At 31.6% G+C, this 19824-nt stretch carries 23 protein-coding genes; 22 read left to right on the top strand and 1 reads right to left on the bottom strand.

Annotated elements, in window-relative coordinates; translation table 11 throughout:
• The first annotated feature begins 89 nt into the window (after positions 1–89).
• The 11 genes from B5X81_RS16535 (at position 90) to B5X81_RS16490 (ending at position 11363) form a co-directional block, all read left to right on the top strand.
• Entirely contained in the window at positions 90–1148 is a 1059-nt protein-coding gene (locus tag B5X81_RS16535; RefSeq protein ID WP_079491498.1) for a reverse transcriptase domain-containing protein, read from the top strand.
• Complete coding sequence (locus B5X81_RS16530; RefSeq protein ID WP_330397369.1) at positions 1123–2988, top strand: Ig-like domain-containing protein; 1866 nt, start codon at positions 1123–1125, stop codon at positions 2986–2988. Before B5X81_RS16535 ends, B5X81_RS16530 begins: the two co-directional genes overlap by 26 nt.
• Positions 2988–3143 carry a hypothetical protein gene (locus B5X81_RS27565; protein ID WP_170917362.1) on the top strand — a complete coding sequence of 52 codons (156 nt, stop codon included), beginning with the start codon at positions 2988–2990 and terminating at the stop codon, positions 3141–3143. Before B5X81_RS16530 ends, B5X81_RS27565 begins: the two co-directional genes overlap by 1 nt.
• Positions 3144–3157: 14 nt before the next feature.
• On the top strand, positions 3158–3289 hold the full coding sequence (locus B5X81_RS28480; protein ID WP_280175263.1) for a CD1375 family protein: 132 nt from the start codon (positions 3158–3160) through the stop codon (positions 3287–3289).
• Between the two features lie 112 nt (positions 3290–3401).
• Complete coding sequence (locus B5X81_RS16525) at positions 3402–4142, top strand: PH domain-containing protein (protein ID WP_208985078.1); 741 nt, start codon at positions 3402–3404, stop codon at positions 4140–4142.
• A 282-nt stretch (positions 4143–4424) separates the two neighbouring features.
• Entirely contained in the window at positions 4425–4823 is a 399-nt protein-coding gene (locus tag B5X81_RS16520) for a plasmid mobilization protein (RefSeq protein WP_244282134.1), read from the top strand.
• Between the two features lie 22 nt (positions 4824–4845).
• Positions 4846–5796 carry a relaxase/mobilization nuclease domain-containing protein gene (locus B5X81_RS16515; protein WP_244282133.1) on the top strand — a complete coding sequence of 317 codons (951 nt, stop codon included), beginning with the start codon at positions 4846–4848 and terminating at the stop codon, positions 5794–5796.
• A gap of 287 nt (positions 5797–6083) precedes the next feature.
• Positions 6084–8654, top strand: coding sequence for an S-layer homology domain-containing protein (locus B5X81_RS16505; protein WP_079493257.1), 2571 nt, complete (start codon positions 6084–6086; stop codon positions 8652–8654).
• 18 nt (positions 8655–8672) lie between these two features.
• On the top strand, positions 8673–10730 hold the full coding sequence (locus B5X81_RS16500; RefSeq protein ID WP_139380374.1) for a VirD4-like conjugal transfer protein, CD1115 family: 2058 nt from the start codon (positions 8673–8675) through the stop codon (positions 10728–10730).
• A 20-nt stretch (positions 10731–10750) separates the two neighbouring features.
• The gene (locus B5X81_RS16495; protein WP_139380373.1) at positions 10751–11098 is read left to right on the top strand and encodes an Mbov_0395 family pilin-like conjugal transfer protein; all 348 of its coding nucleotides are present in this window, start codon (positions 10751–10753) and stop codon (positions 11096–11098) included.
• A gap of 31 nt (positions 11099–11129) precedes the next feature.
• Positions 11130–11363, top strand: a complete 234-nt coding sequence (locus tag B5X81_RS16490; RefSeq protein WP_079493256.1) for a DUF6133 family protein — start codon at positions 11130–11132, stop codon at positions 11361–11363.
• 33 nt (positions 11364–11396) lie between these two features.
• Here B5X81_RS16490 and B5X81_RS16485 read toward each other — a convergent pair whose 3' ends face one another.
• Positions 11397–11627, bottom strand: coding sequence for a helix-turn-helix domain-containing protein (locus B5X81_RS16485; RefSeq protein WP_079493254.1), 231 nt, complete (start codon positions 11625–11627; stop codon positions 11397–11399).
• A 217-nt stretch (positions 11628–11844) separates the two neighbouring features.
• Between B5X81_RS16485 and B5X81_RS16480 the strand changes: the two genes are divergently transcribed.
• The 11 genes from B5X81_RS16480 (at position 11845) to B5X81_RS16430 (ending at position 19659) form a co-directional block, all read left to right on the top strand.
• A complete protein-coding gene (locus tag B5X81_RS16480; protein ID WP_079493253.1) occupies positions 11845–12135 on the top strand; it encodes a hypothetical protein in 291 nt (96 codons plus the stop codon).
• Positions 12136–12209: 74 nt separating this feature from the next.
• The gene (locus tag B5X81_RS16475; RefSeq protein ID WP_079493251.1) at positions 12210–13043 is read left to right on the top strand and encodes a conjugal transfer protein TrbL family protein; all 834 of its coding nucleotides are present in this window, start codon (positions 12210–12212) and stop codon (positions 13041–13043) included.
• Positions 13044–13055: 12 nt separating this feature from the next.
• Positions 13056–13265: a mercury transporter gene (locus B5X81_RS16470; RefSeq protein WP_079493250.1), complete on the top strand. Its 210-nt coding sequence runs from the start codon at positions 13056–13058 to the stop codon at positions 13263–13265.
• 80 nt (positions 13266–13345) lie between these two features.
• Positions 13346–13684, top strand: coding sequence for a hypothetical protein (locus B5X81_RS16465; RefSeq protein WP_079493248.1), 339 nt, complete (start codon positions 13346–13348; stop codon positions 13682–13684).
• Positions 13685–13739: 55 nt separating this feature from the next.
• On the top strand, positions 13740–14297 hold the full coding sequence (locus tag B5X81_RS16460) for a prepilin peptidase (RefSeq protein WP_244282132.1): 558 nt from the start codon (positions 13740–13742) through the stop codon (positions 14295–14297).
• A gap of 206 nt (positions 14298–14503) precedes the next feature.
• Entirely contained in the window at positions 14504–15109 is a 606-nt protein-coding gene (locus tag B5X81_RS16455) for a hypothetical protein (protein WP_079493247.1), read from the top strand.
• Between the two features lie 64 nt (positions 15110–15173).
• Positions 15174–16052 carry a protein kinase domain-containing protein gene (locus B5X81_RS16450; protein WP_170917472.1) on the top strand — a complete coding sequence of 293 codons (879 nt, stop codon included), beginning with the start codon at positions 15174–15176 and terminating at the stop codon, positions 16050–16052.
• 39 nt (positions 16053–16091) lie between these two features.
• Complete coding sequence (locus B5X81_RS16445) at positions 16092–17258, top strand: hypothetical protein (protein WP_079493244.1); 1167 nt, start codon at positions 16092–16094, stop codon at positions 17256–17258.
• Positions 17259–17445: 187 nt separating this feature from the next.
• Positions 17446–17688, top strand: coding sequence for a hypothetical protein (locus B5X81_RS16440; protein ID WP_139380372.1), 243 nt, complete (start codon positions 17446–17448; stop codon positions 17686–17688).
• Between the two features lie 330 nt (positions 17689–18018).
• Positions 18019–18750 carry a class I SAM-dependent methyltransferase gene (locus B5X81_RS16435; RefSeq protein ID WP_079493241.1) on the top strand — a complete coding sequence of 244 codons (732 nt, stop codon included), beginning with the start codon at positions 18019–18021 and terminating at the stop codon, positions 18748–18750.
• 192 nt (positions 18751–18942) lie between these two features.
• Positions 18943–19659 (top strand): hypothetical protein, encoded by a 717-nt coding sequence (locus tag B5X81_RS16430; RefSeq protein ID WP_079493239.1) that lies wholly within the window; start codon positions 18943–18945, stop codon positions 19657–19659.
• The last annotated feature ends 165 nt before the right edge of the window (positions 19660–19824 follow it).

Raw genomic sequence — 19824 nt, 5'->3', positions numbered from 1 at the left:
TAGAATTTCAGGGGAGAGCCAATCCTTCACCTTCAGGTGTAAACACATGAACAAGTCATTTTTGCCAAGCCTAGAAAGAGGATGCCATAATGACGAAGTTATTTAATAAAGTAATTGATTATAAAAACCTTGAAGTTAGCTATAAGAACACCAAGAAAGGTTGTCGCAAATTTAGAAAAGATACTATTCTCTTTGATATGTGCAGAGAAAGAAACTTAGTCAGGCTCTGGCGAGAGCTGAAACACAAGAGGTATGAAATGGGCTCATACATTAGATTTAAAGTATATGAGCCAAAAGAAAGAATGGTGAGTGCCCCAAGAATCAAAGATAAGATAGTCCAATTTGCAGTCCATAACATACTTCAAGAGGTTTACATGCCAGTATTTATTAATACGTCATATGCATGTTTAGAAGGAAGAGGAACTCATAAGGCTGTTGAAAATGTGCAGCACAACATGAGGCTTTGCAAGTGGAAATATGGAGATGGATGGGTTCTTAAAATGGATGTCAGAAAGTTCTTTTATTCAATCAATAGAGATATCCTGAAAAATATCTTGAGGAAGAAAATCAAAGATACTGATATGCTTTGGCTCTTGGATAAAATCATAGATTCTTCTCCAGAAGGAGAAAAAGGCATTCCGCTTGGGAATGTTACGAGTCAGGATTTTGCTAACATTTACCTCAATGAGGTAGACCAGTTCGCAAAGCGATACTTGGGAATCAAGTGGTATACGAGATATATGGATGACATTATCATTGTTACAAAAACAAAACATGAAGCTCAGGAGTATCTTGGAAAGATTAAGTGGTTCCTGAAGGAAAAGCTTGACCTTGAAACTAATAGAAAGACTAAAATTTTTCCTATAAGTCAAGGTGTAAATGCGTATGGTTACAAGATATGGACTACTCACAAGCTTCTTAGAAATCAGTCTAAAAGAGCTATGAAAAGAAGAATCAAGGCAATGGATAAAAAGCTGAGAAATGGAAAAATGACTGAAAAGGAAGTTGTTCAAGCTGTTAATAGTTGGCTTGGACACGCAAGACATTCAAATAGCTTTAATCTTTGTAAAAAGATATTTAAGAAATATCCTTATGTAAAAATTGAAAAGGAAGGTGAATACTTTGGCAGAATATTTAGGAGTTGTTGAACTGGGAGCTCTTTATAAAAATGGCATAGCTCAAAACAGACCCTCTAAACCATGGAGAATAAGCAGTGAGCCAGTCAGCGGTATTGGCGTTGGCGACATCTCCGATTTTGAGTCATTAATTGATATGTCAAAATGGACTTTAGGAGATACTCCCTCTGACTCTGCTAAAAAACTGAAGTGGGTTAAAATTAAGGACGGAGACAAAACTCTCCTTATTTGTGACAGGGTAATTCTTGTGAATGTTTCATGGAATGACCTCAATAGTGAGAACTATATTACTGGGAAAACAATAACTATAGATGGACAGCAGTGCAAAGTAAGGCTTTTGACTGGTGGAAGCAACAAAAGGAATGATAATTATTATGCAGGAGGAACACCAATAGATAACGAATGGGATAGATTTATTACTAGGGAAGAATCAATTTCAGGGCTTCCCTCTCCTACTTCTAGCGATTTAGATACTACAAGAGATATGACGGATAAAAATAGTACGCATAATCAATTTTGGAATTGGATGGGAGTATATACTTGGTGTCAAGAGGTTTATTCTTCCAACACGTCCTATCGTGCTATTCGTGGCGGCAGTTCGGCTCGGTGGTGGTTCTACGGTACTGCGTCGGGTCGTACCGGTGACCTCGGCTGGCGTCCCGTCCTTGAAATTCTGAACTCTGCCCCTCTGCTTTCTGGCTCAGACACCAACTTTGGGGATAAAAATTCAGACTTTCAAATAACGTACCAAGTCAATGACACTGATTCTGAGGATGTATTGACGATTAGGGAAAAACTTGACGGAGTTGAACAAAAAGTTATTAGTCCAGCACAAAGAAATTTCCAGTATACCATTGATGTTGATATTGATTCGTTGAGCCTTGGAACTCACACTGTATCAATTGAGGTATCAGATGGAAAAGGAGCTTCAGCAACAAGGACTTACACTTTCAAAAGAACAAATGCAGCTCCAACTATAAGCGGTCAAGACCAAAATCTTGGTGACAAAAATATTGGTTTTCAAGTTGTTTATCAAGTAACAGACAGTGATAATGACTCAATTACAGTTAAAGAAAAGCTTAATGGTGATATCATAAGAATTTTAAGTAACGCTCCAAAGGGTCAGGATATAACAATAGATATAGACAATGACACTTTATATGCTTTGCCTCTTCTATCCTCTAATACAGTTACAATTGAGGCTGATGATGGCAATGGAGGGGTATCTTATAGGACTTACACCTTCAGAAGAACAAACACAGCACCCTTAATTTCTGGAACAGATGAAGAACTTGGAGAGATAGCGGCTCCTATGACAAGGGATTATATCGTGACTGATGCTGAAGGTGATACCGTAGTAATCACAGAAAAAATAGACGATATAGTAATCAAGAGCTTTGTGGCTACTTTAGGGGCTTCAAACACTGTTACAATACCAAAAGAAGAATGGCTAAAGCTTACAAATGGCTCCCATACACTTAAAGTTGAAGCTACTGACTCCAATGGTTCTACTTCTATAAGAAACTTCAATTTTATGAAAAGCGAAACAAAGATAAAACTTGCTCTTAAAGAACCTTTTGAGACAGACGCTAAAGCGAGTAAAATACTTGTTACGCCTTCATGGAATATCGAAGGTGCTACAGCAACAGTTGAAGCTTGTAATAATGGTTTTGATGAAATCCCCACATGGGAAGATATAACTTCTCAAGTGGCACAAAATAGACATTTTAACTTTACTAACGAAGTAAAAACTGCCGAAAAATGGGGAGTCAATATCAAAATCACTATTGATAAAAATCCAGATAATGAAAATGAGGTTTCAATTAGAGGATTTGGAGGTGCTTTTGAGTAATGAAAATGATAAATAGAAAATCTATTATGGAAATAAGGCAAGAAGAAGAAGAAAAACAAATACAAATGCTTTCAGAGTTGTACGAAGGAATGGCTGATTTGTTCGAGAGAGTTCTAGTTCTTGAGGAGAAAGTTGCAACTTTAGAATCTAAATAAAGGAGGGAATAAAGATGATTAAACAATATATGGTAAAAATTTACAGTTTTCTCATTAAAGCTGGGAAAAGAGAAATTGAGGGTATTCCTGAAAGTTATCAAATACCAGTGGCTGAACACCTTGCACATCAAGAAGAAAACCAGTAAAATAGAGAAAAGCAGGCTCGAAAATATGAGTCTGCTTTTTTGCCAAAAATCATGCGAAAATTTGCAAAAAAAATTGCGAAGCTACAATAGGAATAAAAATGGAAAAGAAATATTGAAAAGAAAAGCAAAGTATAATAATATTCCAGTAAAAATACTTGCCACTTCATCAATGATTAAAGAAAAATATCAAAATAAAATATGGGAATTAGATGATTTGAAATATTTAATTCTACCTAAAGAAGTAACAAGAGAGGATTGTTATGCTTTTTTAATGAAATTTTATAGTTTATATAATTGGGAAATGGAAGAATCAAAAGGTCATGGAGCTTTAGCCAAGAATAAGAATAAGCTAAAGTATTATGCGGTACTTATGAAAGATTGGATGACTTCAGTTCCTCTAAATAAAATAATATGGAATATTATAAACTATTATAAAAAAAGAGGTGAATATTGGGATGTAGGTGGTTCGATAAAGTTTACAGGAAAAGAAAAATGGGTAATAAACCTTATTATAAATGAGCTAATGCGTGATATCGAAACAAATATTAGATTTAAGGTAAAGAACTATTTTACAAATTATTATTTGATTTTGTGTGAAAAATTTGGTAAAGAAAATGCTGGAGCTAATTGGGGCGATTATTTAGAATATGGTACTACCGATCTGAAAGTTATAGAACTTCAAAATATAGGTTTACCAAGATACTTAGCAACATATATTTTGGAAAATCATATGGATTGCTTAGAATTTCAAAATGAGGTTTTGACTAATATTTTGGTAGATAAGATCATAGATGAATTTGATGTATCCAAGCCTGAGTATATTGAATTTATTGAAGCTTTAGGACTAAATTAGGCAAATGTAGAAAGATTACTTACCATTATTGTTTTCATAATTTTCTATATTAGTACTTAAATAATAGACGAATATAAAATTTATTATTTTGAATTATGAAATCAAACTTATACTTGCTAATATCTCATTCACATATAATTAGAACATACTATTTAAGAAACTTTGCTTTTCAATACCCAAAATCTATTGAATTTTTTTAAAAAAAGTCCGCAGGACTTACATATAAAACCTCTCTTTAGAGAGGGCAAGCTTCCTAGTTGTTCCCACAACTAGCTTGTAAAAGTGGGGGAATCCCCACACCCCTTAACGCCGTATCATGCTAGTGCAGATACGGTCTTTATTTTTTCAGTAAAGGAAGTGATCAATATAAAAAAAGACACAGAATTCAAATTCAGAATTGCCAGTAGTGATTTAGAAAAAATAAAATTAAAGGCTAAAAAAGCCAACATGTCAGTAAGTGCATATATTATCTCATCTGCACTAGATAAAGATATAATAGTCATTGATGAAATAAAAGAATTCACAAGACAATTATTGAAAGTAGGAAATAACCTTAATCAATTAACCCTTCTATACCATCAAGGAAGAATAAGCAATCCCAATCTATCAGCCATCCATAATCTATTACAAGATATTTATAAATTCCTTATAATCATTAGAAAAAACAAAAAAAGCAGGTGATACTATAGCTATAATAGACTTTGTGAAAGGAAAAAACAGCACCTATTCAGCTATGAAAAGAGCCATCACATATATCTTACATCTCCAAAAAACTCAGTATCATCTAACCGCAGGGCTAAACTGTAATACCGCTACTGCCTATGAAGAATTTGTACTCACCAAGCAAAACTATAAAAAAGAAAATGGCAGACAGTATATTCATTTTATCCAATCCTTTTCTCCCCTAGACAAAGCAAGTCCAGAGACTATAAAAGAAATAGCAGATAAGCTATTACAGCATAAAATGTTCAAAGGATTTCAAGTAGTATATGCAGTTCATACCGATAAGCCACACCTACATACCCACTTTATTGTAAACACTGTCAATGCAGACACAGGACTCAAATGGCAGCTATCAAAGGAGCAGCTTCAGGAATTAAAGGATTGTTCCGATGAGCTTTGTCGTCAGTACGGTCTAATTGTTGTAAAAGGCAAAGAAGGTAACTATAAAAATCGTGGTGAGTATAGAAGTAAAAAGAAGGGAGCGTCTTGGAAATATGAATTATATCTAGCGGTAAAGGAATGCATGAGAAATTCATCAAGCAGGGAAGAATTCATTACTAGCATGGAAAAGCTGGGCTATAAGGTAGGCTGGGAAGATAATAGAAAATACATAACCTTTATAACTCCTGACGGCAAGAAATGCAGGAATAGAAAGCTCTATCCACCTGAAAAATTTACAAAAGAAAACCTATTAAAAACCTTTGAATTAAATAAAAAGTACCAGGATAAGAGGCTCCTTCATAATCGAATGGAGCTTTTAATTTCGTCAATTTATATGCTGTCAAAATCAACTAGCACCAATCAAAGCAACTATCCCTTAACCTTTCTTAAGAATAGAGATCTGAAAGGAGATGCACTAAAGGAAAGAATAGCAGAGCTTAAAAAAGGAAGGGGGCTTAATTGGGATAAGAAAATAGACCATGAAAGATAATCAGAGAGGAGAGAATATTTTGCATGGAATCGCATTCAAAAATCATAAATGTAAATGCTTTAGCTGTCCGTTCCTTCTAACCTATTATAGAGATGGTAAAGATAGCTTCGGAAATGATAAAACAAAAATTCACTGTATGATAAACAAATGTATATATGATAGAGCTAAAAATACCAAGAGGTAAAATAATGATGTATAAGCGAAGAAGCTGTTTTATTGTCAGCACCTGTATACAGAGATATAAATTTAAAATTTTAAAATCAAAATAAAGAAAGGATTGAATTAATATGAAAAAATCTAAGATAGTAATAGTAATAACGCTGCTTATTGTATTTTCAACTAATGTATATGCAAAGAATACTACTTTTTCTGATATTAAAGAACATTGGGCAGAAAAGGAGATAATAGATCTTGTAAATCAAGATATTATAAGTGGTTATCCCGATGGCACTTTCAAACCCGATGACAATATATCTAGGAGTGAATTTAGCACATTGATGTATAGAATACTAGGTCTTAAAGAAGAAATATCTAAAGAAAAAACTGTAGTTTTTAAGGAAATAGAAGGCTTATGGTCAGAAAAATTTATTGAGGCATTAGTAGAAAAAGAAGTAATTATTCCTGATGAGTACGTAAATGGATATTTAGCTGATGAAGAAATAACTAGGGCTGAAATAGCTAAAATGATTATAAGAGCAATAGATAAAGACAAAAAGACTAGAAAAATGGCTGCTAATATTAAGTTTGATGATGATGAAAATATAAAAAAAGAAGATAAAGGATACATATATCTAGCAGAATATTATGGAATAATATCAGGCTACCCAGATAATACATTTAGACCTAATGGACTGGCTACTAGAGCCGAAGCAGTTAAAATGTTAATTAATCAGCAAAAAGTCATGAATAAGGAAATTGATATAGAAAATAAAACCCACAGAAGGAAGCATTATCCTGCTTCAAAGGTTCAATTTTCTTTGCCACAGTATACACATACCGATAAGGAAATTGAAATAGAAGCTGCCACAGAAAATGTAAAAGAGCTTATTTGGAAGCTAGAGAAACAAAATGAAGACGATGAAATGGTAGAAGTAGAGCTTGAAGCTCCACTAAGTACAACTGGTGGAGCTATAAATTTTTCAGACAAAGGAATATATAAGCTTACAGCACAAGCTACTAATTATGGAAACAAAGAATTTGAATTCAGTAAATTAATTAAAGTATATCCTATCCCAAAAGCAACGTTTGATCTAGGAGCATATGCACATACCGATAGCAAAATAGAGGTTATTACAAATGCTGAAGAATTGGGTGAGCTTGATATTGTATGGAGCTTAGAAAAGGAAGATCAAGTCACAGCTTTAGTAGAAGATTTATCTAATGATGGTGGAGTAATTACCCTTAAAGAAAAAGGAAATTACACCTTGAAAGCATTAATTACCGATGAGGCTGGAAGAGTTTTTGAATATGAGGATAGTATTAAAATTTATCCAATAATCAAAGCAAGCTTTGACTTACCTCAGACTGGACATACAGATAGTAAGATAGATGTAATTACAGATTTAAATGAGATAGGGTCAAATAATATTGTATGGACTTTACAGAAGGACGGTGAATCAGTAGATATATCAATATACATTGAAGGAAGTCTTGATAATAACGGTGGATCAATAAGATTCAGGGATAAAGGGAAATATAGCTTAAAAGCAACAGCAAAAGATGGGACTGGTAGAGCGTTTGTATTTAAAGATACTATAGAAATTTATCCAATACCAAAGATAAATATAAGCCTTTCCGATAGTCTCCATATTGGGAGTGAATTTAATTTAATTACAAGTCCAACAGATATTGGAGCTTTAAAGGTTGCTTGGAGCTTATCAAAGGATGGTCAGACTGTAGATATATCAAAGTATTTAACTGGGGACATTACTAATAATGGTGGAGCTATTAGCTTTAACCAGGCTGGCGATTATACACTTACAGGAACAATAACCGATAGTACAAATAGAGTGTTTACCTATTCAAACAGTGTAAGTGTAACTAACAATCCGCCATCAATCCCAAGTATCACAGCAGATGTTACAAGAGAAATTTCAGATGGAAGGTTTAAAGTAAATCTTAATATAGATTCTACAGATCCCGATGGTGATACAGTAATCTATGAGTATGTCGGTAAGACAACTGATAATTATTACCCAGCTGGAAGCAATACAGTAAAAGTGAGAGCTAAGGATAGCTATGGTCTTTATTCAGAGTGGGCTATTGTTAATTTTGATGTGGAAAATAATCCACCAACAACACCAGTCATTACTAGAACACCAGATGGCAATAGTGTTCCTCCTAATACCAGCATTACAATTACAGCAAGCTCAAATGACTCAGATGGTGATGATATTACTTATGTTTGGGAAGGTAGAGTAGCTGAAACAGGTAAGTATCCCCTTGGTAAAAATGTAGTAAAAGTAAAGGCAGTGGATGAAGCAGGAGCAGAATCACCACAATCAGCTATTGTATTCTTTGTGGCAGATTCACAAAATGGTGGTGGAATGACATTAACAGGACCTGATTCAACAATAATAGAACAGGGAATAGAAGGAGCAAGTATAGTAGAGTACACCTTTACTGTACCACCAGTTTCAGGACACAACGGTAGTGACCACGGAAGAATCAAAGGCTACAATCCGATCACCGATTCTTGGGAGCAGATAGACATTGAATATACTAATAACGGTATAACAATGACAGGATCATTAGACAAAGGAAAATATACAAAGCTAGAATTTTATTACTATACAAACCATAGGTGTATGTATAACAAATCCAATATTACATATAGTGTAGAATACTATTTTGAGTAAAATGAAGGGAGAGATTAATTGAAGAAAAAAGAAAAACTATATATATCATCCCTAATATTTATCCTTGGACTGATAGCTAACCTATTCTTTTCAACCAATGTTCATTATTTGTTATTAAGAAAAATGAAAACCCTACAGATATTAAGTTTAATAGAATGTATAAAAAGCCTAGCAGCAGATAAAACCCATCTGCTGCTTTTTCTATGCTTTCAAGGATTTATACTTCTAATGTCAGTTTTCTACTATATTGCTAATAACAAGCCCTATCAAAGTGAGCTGGTAGAAATAACTCCTGACATTAAAACCCCTGTACCAGCAGGACAAAACCAATTTGGCTCTGCAAGATGGCTGAATGATAAGGATAGTAGCTTTGAAAGCTTTGTATTAGATACAAGAGATAACAATATTAAAGACCTTATGTCAAAGGGCTATGATGATATGAATGATGAGGGGGATGACAAAAATGAGCAGAAAGAAATCAAGGAAAAGTATTTTGAAGAAAGCTTTAAGGAAACAAATCTACAAGCAGCGGAAGCCAAAGAGAATCCCTTATGTGAAAAAACATATATATCACAGGGGGGTATAGTCTTAGGGCATCATAAGGACAAAAACAAGGAAAAAATCTACTACATAGGTGATGACGTTCACAGCCTTTGCATAGGAGCAACAAGAAGTGGTAAAACCCGAACAGTAGTGCTTCAAACAATAGGAACTCTAGCCCTAGCAGGAGAAAGCATGGTGATTTCAGATCCTAAGGGAGAATTAAATCAGTATACAGCTCCATACCTAGAAAGAATGGGATATAAGGTCATAACAATAGACTTTAAAAACCCATTTAAAAGCACAAGATATAACTTTCTACAGCCGATTATTGATGCAGTTGATGAAGGAAATATTCCTAAAGCCATAGATAAAACTTGGGATTTAACATCACAGCTTGTAGGGGAAGCCAAGGGGGAAAGAATTTGGACCGATGGGGAAGCCAGCATCATAGCAAGCTCAATAATGTCAGTAGTCTATGATAACAAAGATAGATTGAATAAAAAGTATCAGAATATGACTAATGTATTTTATTTCATTTCAGAAATGTGCAAAACCATCAATGGAAAAATGCCAATAGTAGAATATGTCAAAACCCTAAAGCAGTCACATCCTGCCAGAGGACTATTATCCATATCTGAGGTAGCTCCAGATAAGACAAGAGGAAGCTTTTATACTGCTGCTTTAACAACCCTTAGACTATTCACAAATCCATTCATTAATTCCATGACAAACATTAGCGACTATGATCCAAATAAGCTGGGAGAAGAAAAAACAGCATTATTCATAGTACTACCCGATGAAAAAACAACCTATTACAGTCTAGCAAGCTTATTAGTATCACAGCACTATGAATTATTAGTAAATGAAGCTGATAAGCGAGGTGGAAGGCTCAAAAGAAGAGTAAACTTTATCCTAGATGAGTATGGAAACTTTGCTAAAATAGCTGATTTTGGAGCAAAGCTTACAGTAGGAGGAGGTAGAGGAATACGCTTTAACTTATTTGTACAATCCTTTGCACAGATTGATGAAAAGTATGGTAAGGAAATCTCCAAAACCATCAAAAGCAACTGTGAAAACTGGATTTATCTCCAGGCAGATGATCTTGAAACCCTAGAAGAAATATCAAAAAAACTGGGGAATTACACAGTAAGCACCTATACCCTAAGTGCTTCCCACGGTAAATACTCAGCACCATCAAGCTCCCATAGTCTAAACCTTACAAGCAGAGCCTTACTTACACCAGATGAAGTAAGGCTTATTTCAAGACCATATTCCTTAGTTATATCTAGGAGCAATCCAGCTATGATGTATAGTCCAGATTTATCAAGATGGAGCTTTAATATCATATTTGGACTAGGAGATAAAGAGCATAATAGAGCAGTTAGAGAGCTTAGAGAAAAAAGACGGAGACGGAGAATTGAAAAAACTAATGATATGGATCTATGGAATGTTTGGGTCTACTTTAAAGCTCTATGTGAACAACCAAAAGTATCACTAAAGGATATGAGGAGGGAGACTACAAAACAAAAATGAATAGGAAGGAGGACTAGCTATTGATAATTTCGCAATTTGAAAAAGCGTTAAAGGGACTGAAAGCATTAATAATTTCAGCAGGTATTGTAATTGCATATACAATCCCCGTCTATGCTGCCCCAAAGGTAAAAGACAGTAAGCTGGTCAAAGGAACAGAAAAGCTTATAAATGATGTAACAGTATGGCTCATGGTATTGGCTCCAATAGTTGCAGGATTACTAATAATATACTTTTGCATAAGAAGAAGTGCAGCAGATGAAATGGACGTAAAAAAATGGAATAATCGTATAACAACAGCCATTGTATCTTGTATTGGAGCTGTCCTTGGGTCAGCAATTTTAAACCTAATTATTGGTTATTATCAATAAAAATAAATTATAAAACCAGGAGGAATTTATAATGAGAAATTTTATAGTAAGAACACAAATTAAAGGAATGAACATGTTAAGTAAAACAAAAAAGATACTAAAATCCAATAAGGGAGAAGGATTTATAGATACAGCCTTAAAAATCTTAATAAGTGTGGTAGTAGGAGGATTAATCCTTTCAGGATTATATATGCTTTTCAAAGATACAATACTGCCAACTTTAACTGAAAAGATAACAGAGATGTTTAATTTTAACGGTCAATGAAAAAAGAAGGGCTTGCAAAATATAATTGCAAGCCTAATACTTATTTGATGGTGGATATGGTTGTTTTTTATCAGTTAGCCCTAAAATGTAATCAGTACTTGTATTATAAAACTTTGCTAATTCAATTAAAATCTCAATAGGTATTTTTCTATGTCCAAGTTCATAATTACCATATGTTCTTTCTGGAATTTTTAGTGCTTTAGCCACATGTTTTTGTAATAAGTCGTTATCTTCTCTTAAATCTTTTAGTCTTTCAATCAACATAATACTCACCTCAAAATTATTATATATCGTTCAAAATGAGATATTGACAAATCTCCCAAAATGAGAGATAATAATTTTATAGTATTATATATTAAGACTTTTTATGACTGACTAAGGAAGAAAATAAATAAAGGTAAAAAATATAGAAATTATTGAGCGGTATATGATGAAAAAGAGGTTAAAAGAAGATTAGAAAATTTTAATTAAGGGTGGGAATATGGAAATAAAATATGAGATGTTTGTAAGGGATTTAATAACAGAATTATTAGAATATAATTTTCAGAAAGTGAAAGAATCTGATGAGGATATGGAAATGCTGCAAAAAAGAATACTTGAATTAAGCTGTAAAGTAGATAAGATAATATCAGCTCTAGACGAAGAAGAGAAAAAACTTATAGAGGAATATTTACATGAGAAGAATGTGTTAGCAGTTGAACGTAATTATATAAGCTATATACAGGGATTTGGAGATTGTATCCGAGTATTAAAGACAACAAAAATAATTTAGATAATGAATATTACCTATTGATTAGCAATTTAGTCAATAGGTTTTTTTATGTCAAAAACAAAGGAGGCGATGGATTGGAAGTTCTTTTAGTTCTCCTTATAGTGGCAATATTAAATGGGTGTTTAACGTATGCAAACTCAGTATTAGAGGGGTTAAGTCCAATAGCTTTATATGCTGAAACATATATGGGAACCCTTCTAAAAACAAATGGATTTACCAAGGTATTTGATATATTTTTTAGCTTTGGAATATCCTTGATAGTTTTAAAATTTTTAAAGAAGGGATTTGATATTTACATACTATGGACAGATGGAGATGCAGAAATTGACCCATTAATACTTTTAACAGGATTTTTTAAAGCACTAGCCATAGCAGTATCATTTCCCACACTATATGGTTGGATGGCTACAATAATAGAGGATATGACAAATAAAATATTGACAGCTATAGGATTAGGAATGAATGAAGATTTTACATCTATAATATCTGGTATATCAACAGCAGGGCTATTTACAGCAATAGTATCGCTAATATTCTTTATCTGTTTTTTTCTATTATACATACAGTTTTTAATAAGAGGTATGGAAATATTCATACTTAGAGTAGGCTTACCCCTTGCTTGCAGTGGCTTAATAGACTCAGACGGAGGAGTATTTAGAACCTATATACAAAAATTTTTCCAGTCAACACTAGCTGTACTTATTCAAATAGTCCTTGCAAAGCTTGGTGTAGGACTAATGTTAAATTTACATGTGTTTTGGGGAATAGCTGCCTTAATGCTAGCAATAAAGACACCGAGATTTCTACAAGAGTTCATTATAGTATCAGGTGGCACAGGTAATCCAATGGGAACTGCATATTCAGGAATAAGGCTAGTACAAATAGCAAAGAGAGCATTTAAAAAGTAGTGGGAGGTATTGATGGATTTATTAAAGGAAATGGCCGATGCCTTTATAGTATTAATCAGAGTAGGTGCATCATTTAGAGTGGTGTTCTGTCTTATTAAAATTGGAGGAAATGAACAAGAATCAGAGGGATACAAGAAAAAAGCTAGGAATATAGTAGTGTTTTACATTATTGCTGAGAGTGTGTGGCAGATAAAGGATATAGTGGTCGGGTATTATATGTAATATTTATTATACTCCCAAGTATTATTAGCTCTATGGGTGGTGTGACAGTAATTAGTAGTTGTTTTTAAGGAGGCGATATATTGAAGCAAAATCAATCCTTATACATACCCCTTGGTCTTAAAACAAGAACAGAATTATTTGAAGGCTTTGGAAAAGAAGAACTTATTAAGTCAGCTATAGTTACACTTATAGCTGGAGGAATAGACACAATCATATATATATTAACGAAGAACACTACCTTTTCAGTAGTGTTTATTTTATGCTCAATTTCAGCAGCAGTAATGATGTTCACAAAAGATATTACAAATATTTCAGCCTATGATCAGATGAAGTTTATGATTAGATTTGCAAAAAGTCAAAAGGTGTACAAGTACAAATATCTTGATGAATGGGATTTTAAAAGACTATCTAATTATTAGGCATAGATATTGTGTAAGAATTCACATGAAGTACATTTTTAGGTAGGTGAGTAACATGGAGAAATATATAATTTTTGCTGCTGCAGTCAGTATTCTGATAGATATAATTCTGATGAAATATTTACACTTAGATAAGTACCCATATACAGTAATCATAAATATTCTTGCAATGCTTATTTTAACAAAAACCTTTGATAATTCAATAATGATATTCAAAGGTTTCTTATTTTCAATGATATTAATATTTACAGCATATGTAGACTTTAAAACTAAGATAATTCCTAACATGGTTCACATTTTAATAATACTAGTAAGCTTAATCAATATAAATTTATATCAATCATTAGCAGGAGCCATAATAGTCCCTTTCCCATTTTTAATAGCAGCATTATTAAAGGAAGGAGGCATAGGTGGTGGAGATATAAAATTAATGACTGGAATAGGATTTTTATTAGGAATTAAAAATGGATTAATAGCTGCAATCATAGGGCTTACCACCGCTGTAATTATTAATGGAGTATATTACAAGCTCAAAGAAAAGGATAGAAATATATCCTTTCCATTAGTGCCTTATCTAGGGACTGGAGGTTTTTTATCCTTTTTATTACATTGAAGTCAATGAACTTTAAGTAGTTACTTGATTCAGTATTATTTTTAGTTCGACAAAACTAGTCAAAGGAATTTAATGATATTTACATAAGTATTATAGTTGGATGTAATTAACAAATAATGAAACAGTAAATTTAAATAACTTTATATGTAATAATTGTGTCTAAAATGAGAAGTTAAAGGATTATAAAGTGAATGTGAGGGGTAGTCATGGAAGTTGCATTATCAGTTGATTTATTGAAAGAAATAGTACGGCATAAATATGATTATGACGAAAAACGCATAGTTGGGATCATGTTGGCGCGATATGATATTAGTCTAATTAAAAATATAATATCCGATTGTTATCAATATTGGCACTTGAACACTGGTAAAGTCTTGGATATTTATTGGGCAGGATATGGAGCATACCTTTGTCCTGATGAACAAACTTCAACGAAAACGATTTTAGAATTTCCAGGGAACAATAACAGAGTTTACTTTGATTTAGATGCTTTTATTACCATAAAAAATGAGCTTAATCAAGTTAGTGATAAAAAATATAAAGATCATATAGAGTTAATTCTAGCAAATTATTACGATGGGTACATACATTTTAATGAAACATTCAAAATTGATTTAGAAAAAAATTTTGATGAAAATTATGTAACAATTAGACAACTAGTTGAATTGTTAACCAATAAATGTAAATCAAAACATGATGTTGTTTCATTGATTAGGGAATTGAAAAAGATAGAATTCTTCAACATTATAAAAGGCTTTACGACTAGTGATGTAATTAATAAGGCATTGGCAATAGCAGGTATAGTTATTTAGATGTCCATTATTCATATAACCATTAGACTAATTAATAGAAGTTAATATGGAGGTAAAAAATGAAATGATAAAGTTTACGATAAGAGACGGCAATCTTTTCATTGATAAAAACCTATTAGAGTTCAAAGATATAGTTTTTTTAGAAGAACTTGGATATGGTGCAAATGCACACGTGTTTTTAATATATAATAAAGTTTTAGAACGTAAGGAAGCTTTGAAAATCTGGACGCCTAGAATTGGTAAAAATGTAGTGGATAAAAAAAGATTTCTAAGTGAAGTACGAAAAAATTCAAAATTCTTCCATGAAAATATTGCTACTATTTATGAGGCAAATACTATTGAAGAGCATTATTATTGCAGAATGCAATATGTTAGGGGGATTACATTAAAGAGCTATTTAGATGATGAGAGAGACTTTGTTATTAGATATATATATTTAGAAAAAATTCTTCGCATTTTAAGTGACGTTTACGATGCGGGTTATTTTCATGGTGATATACACGAAAAAAACATAATGATAAACACACAGATGGATGAAGTATTTTTAATTGATTTCGGAACAAGTGTTTTTTCTGGAGTTGAACAATCTCATAAAAGAGATGCAAATCTATTATATAAGTTATGTTATAAACTTGTGCCTGAATTAGAAAAGATTTGTTTTATTAAATCATCAATTGTTGAAAGGGGATCTCAAGTTATAAAAGATGTTATGTTACATGTTTTGCCAGTTCTATGGTCGTTAGAGACTTTAAATATCAAAGATGCTGATTCTTATACTTTAATCGAGCAACTTATTTTACCACTTGAAATTATTATATGTGAGTACAATTTTATTGATATTAATTATATAAGTGATTTTTTAAAGAGTATAAATTTGAATAGTAATATAATTAAAGAAATAAAAATGTTCCATACTGATATAAATCTTGTTTCAAAGCTGTAGTAACAAAATATAAATCATTATATTAAAAGAAGGGTAAATATGAAGATGATAAACACTAATAGAAATAAGTTGACAGAATATATTTATTCACTTTACGATAATGGATTCATGCAAGATTATTCTAAAAATCACTTTCTAATTAGAGCAATGAAAGGTGAAGTTGATATTATTAAAGAATATGAGCACTTATTAAGTAGATCATTCATTAATAATTGTACACCTGACTTCTCTTCGACTTTTTTAATGAATTTTTCAAATAAGTTACGTAGATGTGCTGGTGTTTTTTCAGAAGAAAAAATAATTGATTTTGTAAAAAATCAATTATCAGCAGGTAAAAAGAATTATCGGGAACCGACTTTTTTTGAAGCTCTATCAGAAATTAACGTACTTTTCTATTTTTGCAATTTTATTGGTAAAATTAAAGAATCCTACTATGAGCCTAAACAAGGTATAAATGGAGGAAACCCTGAAGCAAGGTTTATATTTCAAAATGATGTTATCATGGATATTGAGGTTAAAAAGGCTAATTTTAGCAACAGTATAGATCCTCTTGAAGGAGAGAATGGCGCAATTAAACCCAATATTGCACTCAATCAATCAACCAAAAATGAATTGAAACAATTTTGTTTGGAAAATAAATTACAGTTGGTTTTTCCTAGAGTCAGTAAGCTTGGGGGATTCATAAAAAGTGCGTCAAGTAAATTTCAAATACCAACTACTAACAAGCATTTTAATTTACTTTTTATTAATTGGACATATACAGATTTTCCAGAATGTGGTGTTAATGAACCAATGAGCATTTTCATTAACACTGAAAATGGATTGTTTAATAATAATAATGCATTAAAGTTAATTAAACATAGAGATGGAACTGATATTTTCAATCGAAACGACCTCGATAAAATTTCAGCAGTTATATTGTATCGAGATACTTTAGAAACATTGCTTTCAGGAGATTTCCGTTTTCACTTTAAGGAGCAAACATTTAGATTTGCTATTAATCGAATCAATAACGAAAAATTGGATTTTAAGATGTTATCTGATCTTCTTGGTATGAATCCTTGTAATGACAACATATTTAACATATGGTATCCTTTAGACTATAAGTTTAAATCAAAACAATCAGAAAGACTACTTAATGAAATTCAGACGATACTATTAAAAGAATCCTATCTTCTTTCGAGTTTTAATAATCAGTATAATTAACAATATTTACTTCCTATTATCCATATCATGAATATTAAGAAACAGTATCTGTATAAACTACTGTTTTTTAATATGTATAATCATAATAAGATGATGAAAGCAGTTAGAATATGGTGAAATATAACTATGATGGATAGAAATATTTTGTCCTCATATTTATAGAATAGGAATAGTGCTTGGCAATAAATTGAAATTTGAAGTTTCTAAAAATAGAAAGAAATTTATAAAGAGTAAATTAAATAGTATTAATAATTATGGTTTCTATGCTGCATGCAGTACAAATTTAAATTCATTAAAAAGAGTATGGGCAGATAATTCTGATGAATATATAGAAAGTGATATTGAAATAGAAGAATGGCACAAACTATGGGAGAAAAATTTAGCTTTTACTGCATCTAAATTAACTGATAAAGCTTTAGGGGATGATTAATTATATTGCCTAACACAGTAGTTTCTGATACGATTATTTATCAAAAAAAGAAGATTCAAAATTGTGTTGGGAACTGTTTAAACGTTGAACTGAACATTATCCATATAATTTCAAATTGAAGCTATAAGAATTCTCAAAGTATATTATATTAAAACTTTAGTTTGTATAGGTAGATTAATAAAAATAAATCTTAGAAGTACATCTACATGGTATAATATGGATACATCTTTAACATGTATTACTTTTTTATGGATTGGTTTCTCAATATGGTTGAAATGGTAAGTTTGAAAATCAGATATTTACTAAAGAAATATATAAGAGGGGCTAAATATGGATAAGAAAAAAGAGTACTCAGAGCAGTGGGATAAGAGTTCAGCATTTTTTTATAATAACAATGACTATAATTGGATGTGTGGTTTAATTAAATCATATAATACTGTATTGGAAATAGGCTGTGGAACTGGTTATAGCACTTTAGCATTAATTAAAAATGGTCATAAAGTTATTGCTATAGAAAAGAATGAATACTGTATGGGAAAAGCTAAAAATTTAATATTAAGTAATGGATATAAGATTGGGGATTTAGGAGATGATATTGGCAAATGTGATGTTATATTTATTTTAATGGATGTTTGTGACAATAATTCAAATTTTATTATTGAAGCTATACCATTTGATATTGTTATATGTTGGAATATAGGAACTTATTGGTCCACAACAATGATTCAAAATTATGTTCCTAAATTGATGCAATATGGATTAACTTTAGAACAGATTAAAGAAGCTCCAGAGTCTTCATACTCAGAATATATTATTTGGCTATGTGGCAGATATGGTAAAACCTATAATGTTCCTGTTCAAGTGGTTGATAGAACTATAGATATAGATTATTTGAATGATTATATTGCCATCAAGACTGAATTTAATTATTCATCTATAGAGTTTAATTCAACGAGAACTTTTGCTAAATCAAAAAGTGGTAGAGTATTATCTTACAATAATAAAAAAATTGAAAATGATTATGTAGAACTATATCTTCTGTCAGTAATATTTAAACCTTAGAATTTATTTAGTGGTAAATTTAAACATAAAATAATACCACAGTTCTTCAACGCAAATTTTTGACATGGATTTTGCTGGACAAGGGATTTTGTGTTGGTGAGCAAAAATGGTGCGAACGCTGAGGCACAACTTGCCTCAGGACTTGTGGCAACGTTATCAGAAATTTTAAATTAGTAGAATGAGGGATATATAATGTGTAATAAAATAAAGATGACAAGACTAGGTTTAGAATACAAAGATTGTAATAACAAAATGAATCTTGGTAAAATATGGTTTTTCGTTATACCTTTAATCTTTATTATAGTGGTATTATTCTGTATGCATGTTGAAACATACTGGCGCTCTGTATATATGAATTTATGTCATTTTGAAGCTACTGTAGGTACTAGTATTAGTTCCATTGCATCATTTTGGGGTGGAGCTTTAGGTGGTATAATTTCAGGGTTCTTGTCTATTATAGGAATTATGCTTACAATTAGTTACTATCGTAAATCAGATGTTGAGAATAAAATGATTGAAAATAAGCCTTTTCTTAATTTGAATATTACTGAAAATACAGACAATATAGATAAATTATGCGATTTAGGTAAGGGTGATAAAAAAGTACCTGTATTAATTCAAATTGAGAATATAGGAAAGAATTTTGCTAGAACTCTAACATATAATAATGGAACTAATTTTGGTGGACAAGCATTTAATTATATCATTAAAGCAAATATGAAACTTGATAAAACTTATTTAATTAACGTTAGTTTTGACAAAAGTAGAGAGCAGATATTGTATTTAAGTTTTTTTGATTGCTTTATGAATGAGTATATACAAGGTTTTATTTTTAGATGTAATGATGATAATGAAGTTGTAAATATTGAAGCTGGTTTTCCAAAGAAAATCGGTACAGCTTTTAAGTAATATTATAGCTAAGAGCATCTGATAATACATCAGTTCCTAACACAAACTTGTAACAACAATTTTGTTGTATACGGGGTAGAGTTTTCGTGGTCAAAATTGACGCTAAGTCCTATGGGATGCTTGCGTAGGTACTATGAAAATGTTACAACACTAAAACAGACTTTA

The sequence above is a fragment of the Maledivibacter halophilus genome, assembly GCF_900167445.1.
GTDB lineage: Bacteria > Bacillota > Clostridia > Peptostreptococcales > Caminicellaceae > Maledivibacter > Maledivibacter halophilus.
Note: the sequence above shows the minus strand (reverse complement) of the source record. Positions and strands in the feature narration are given on the sequence as shown.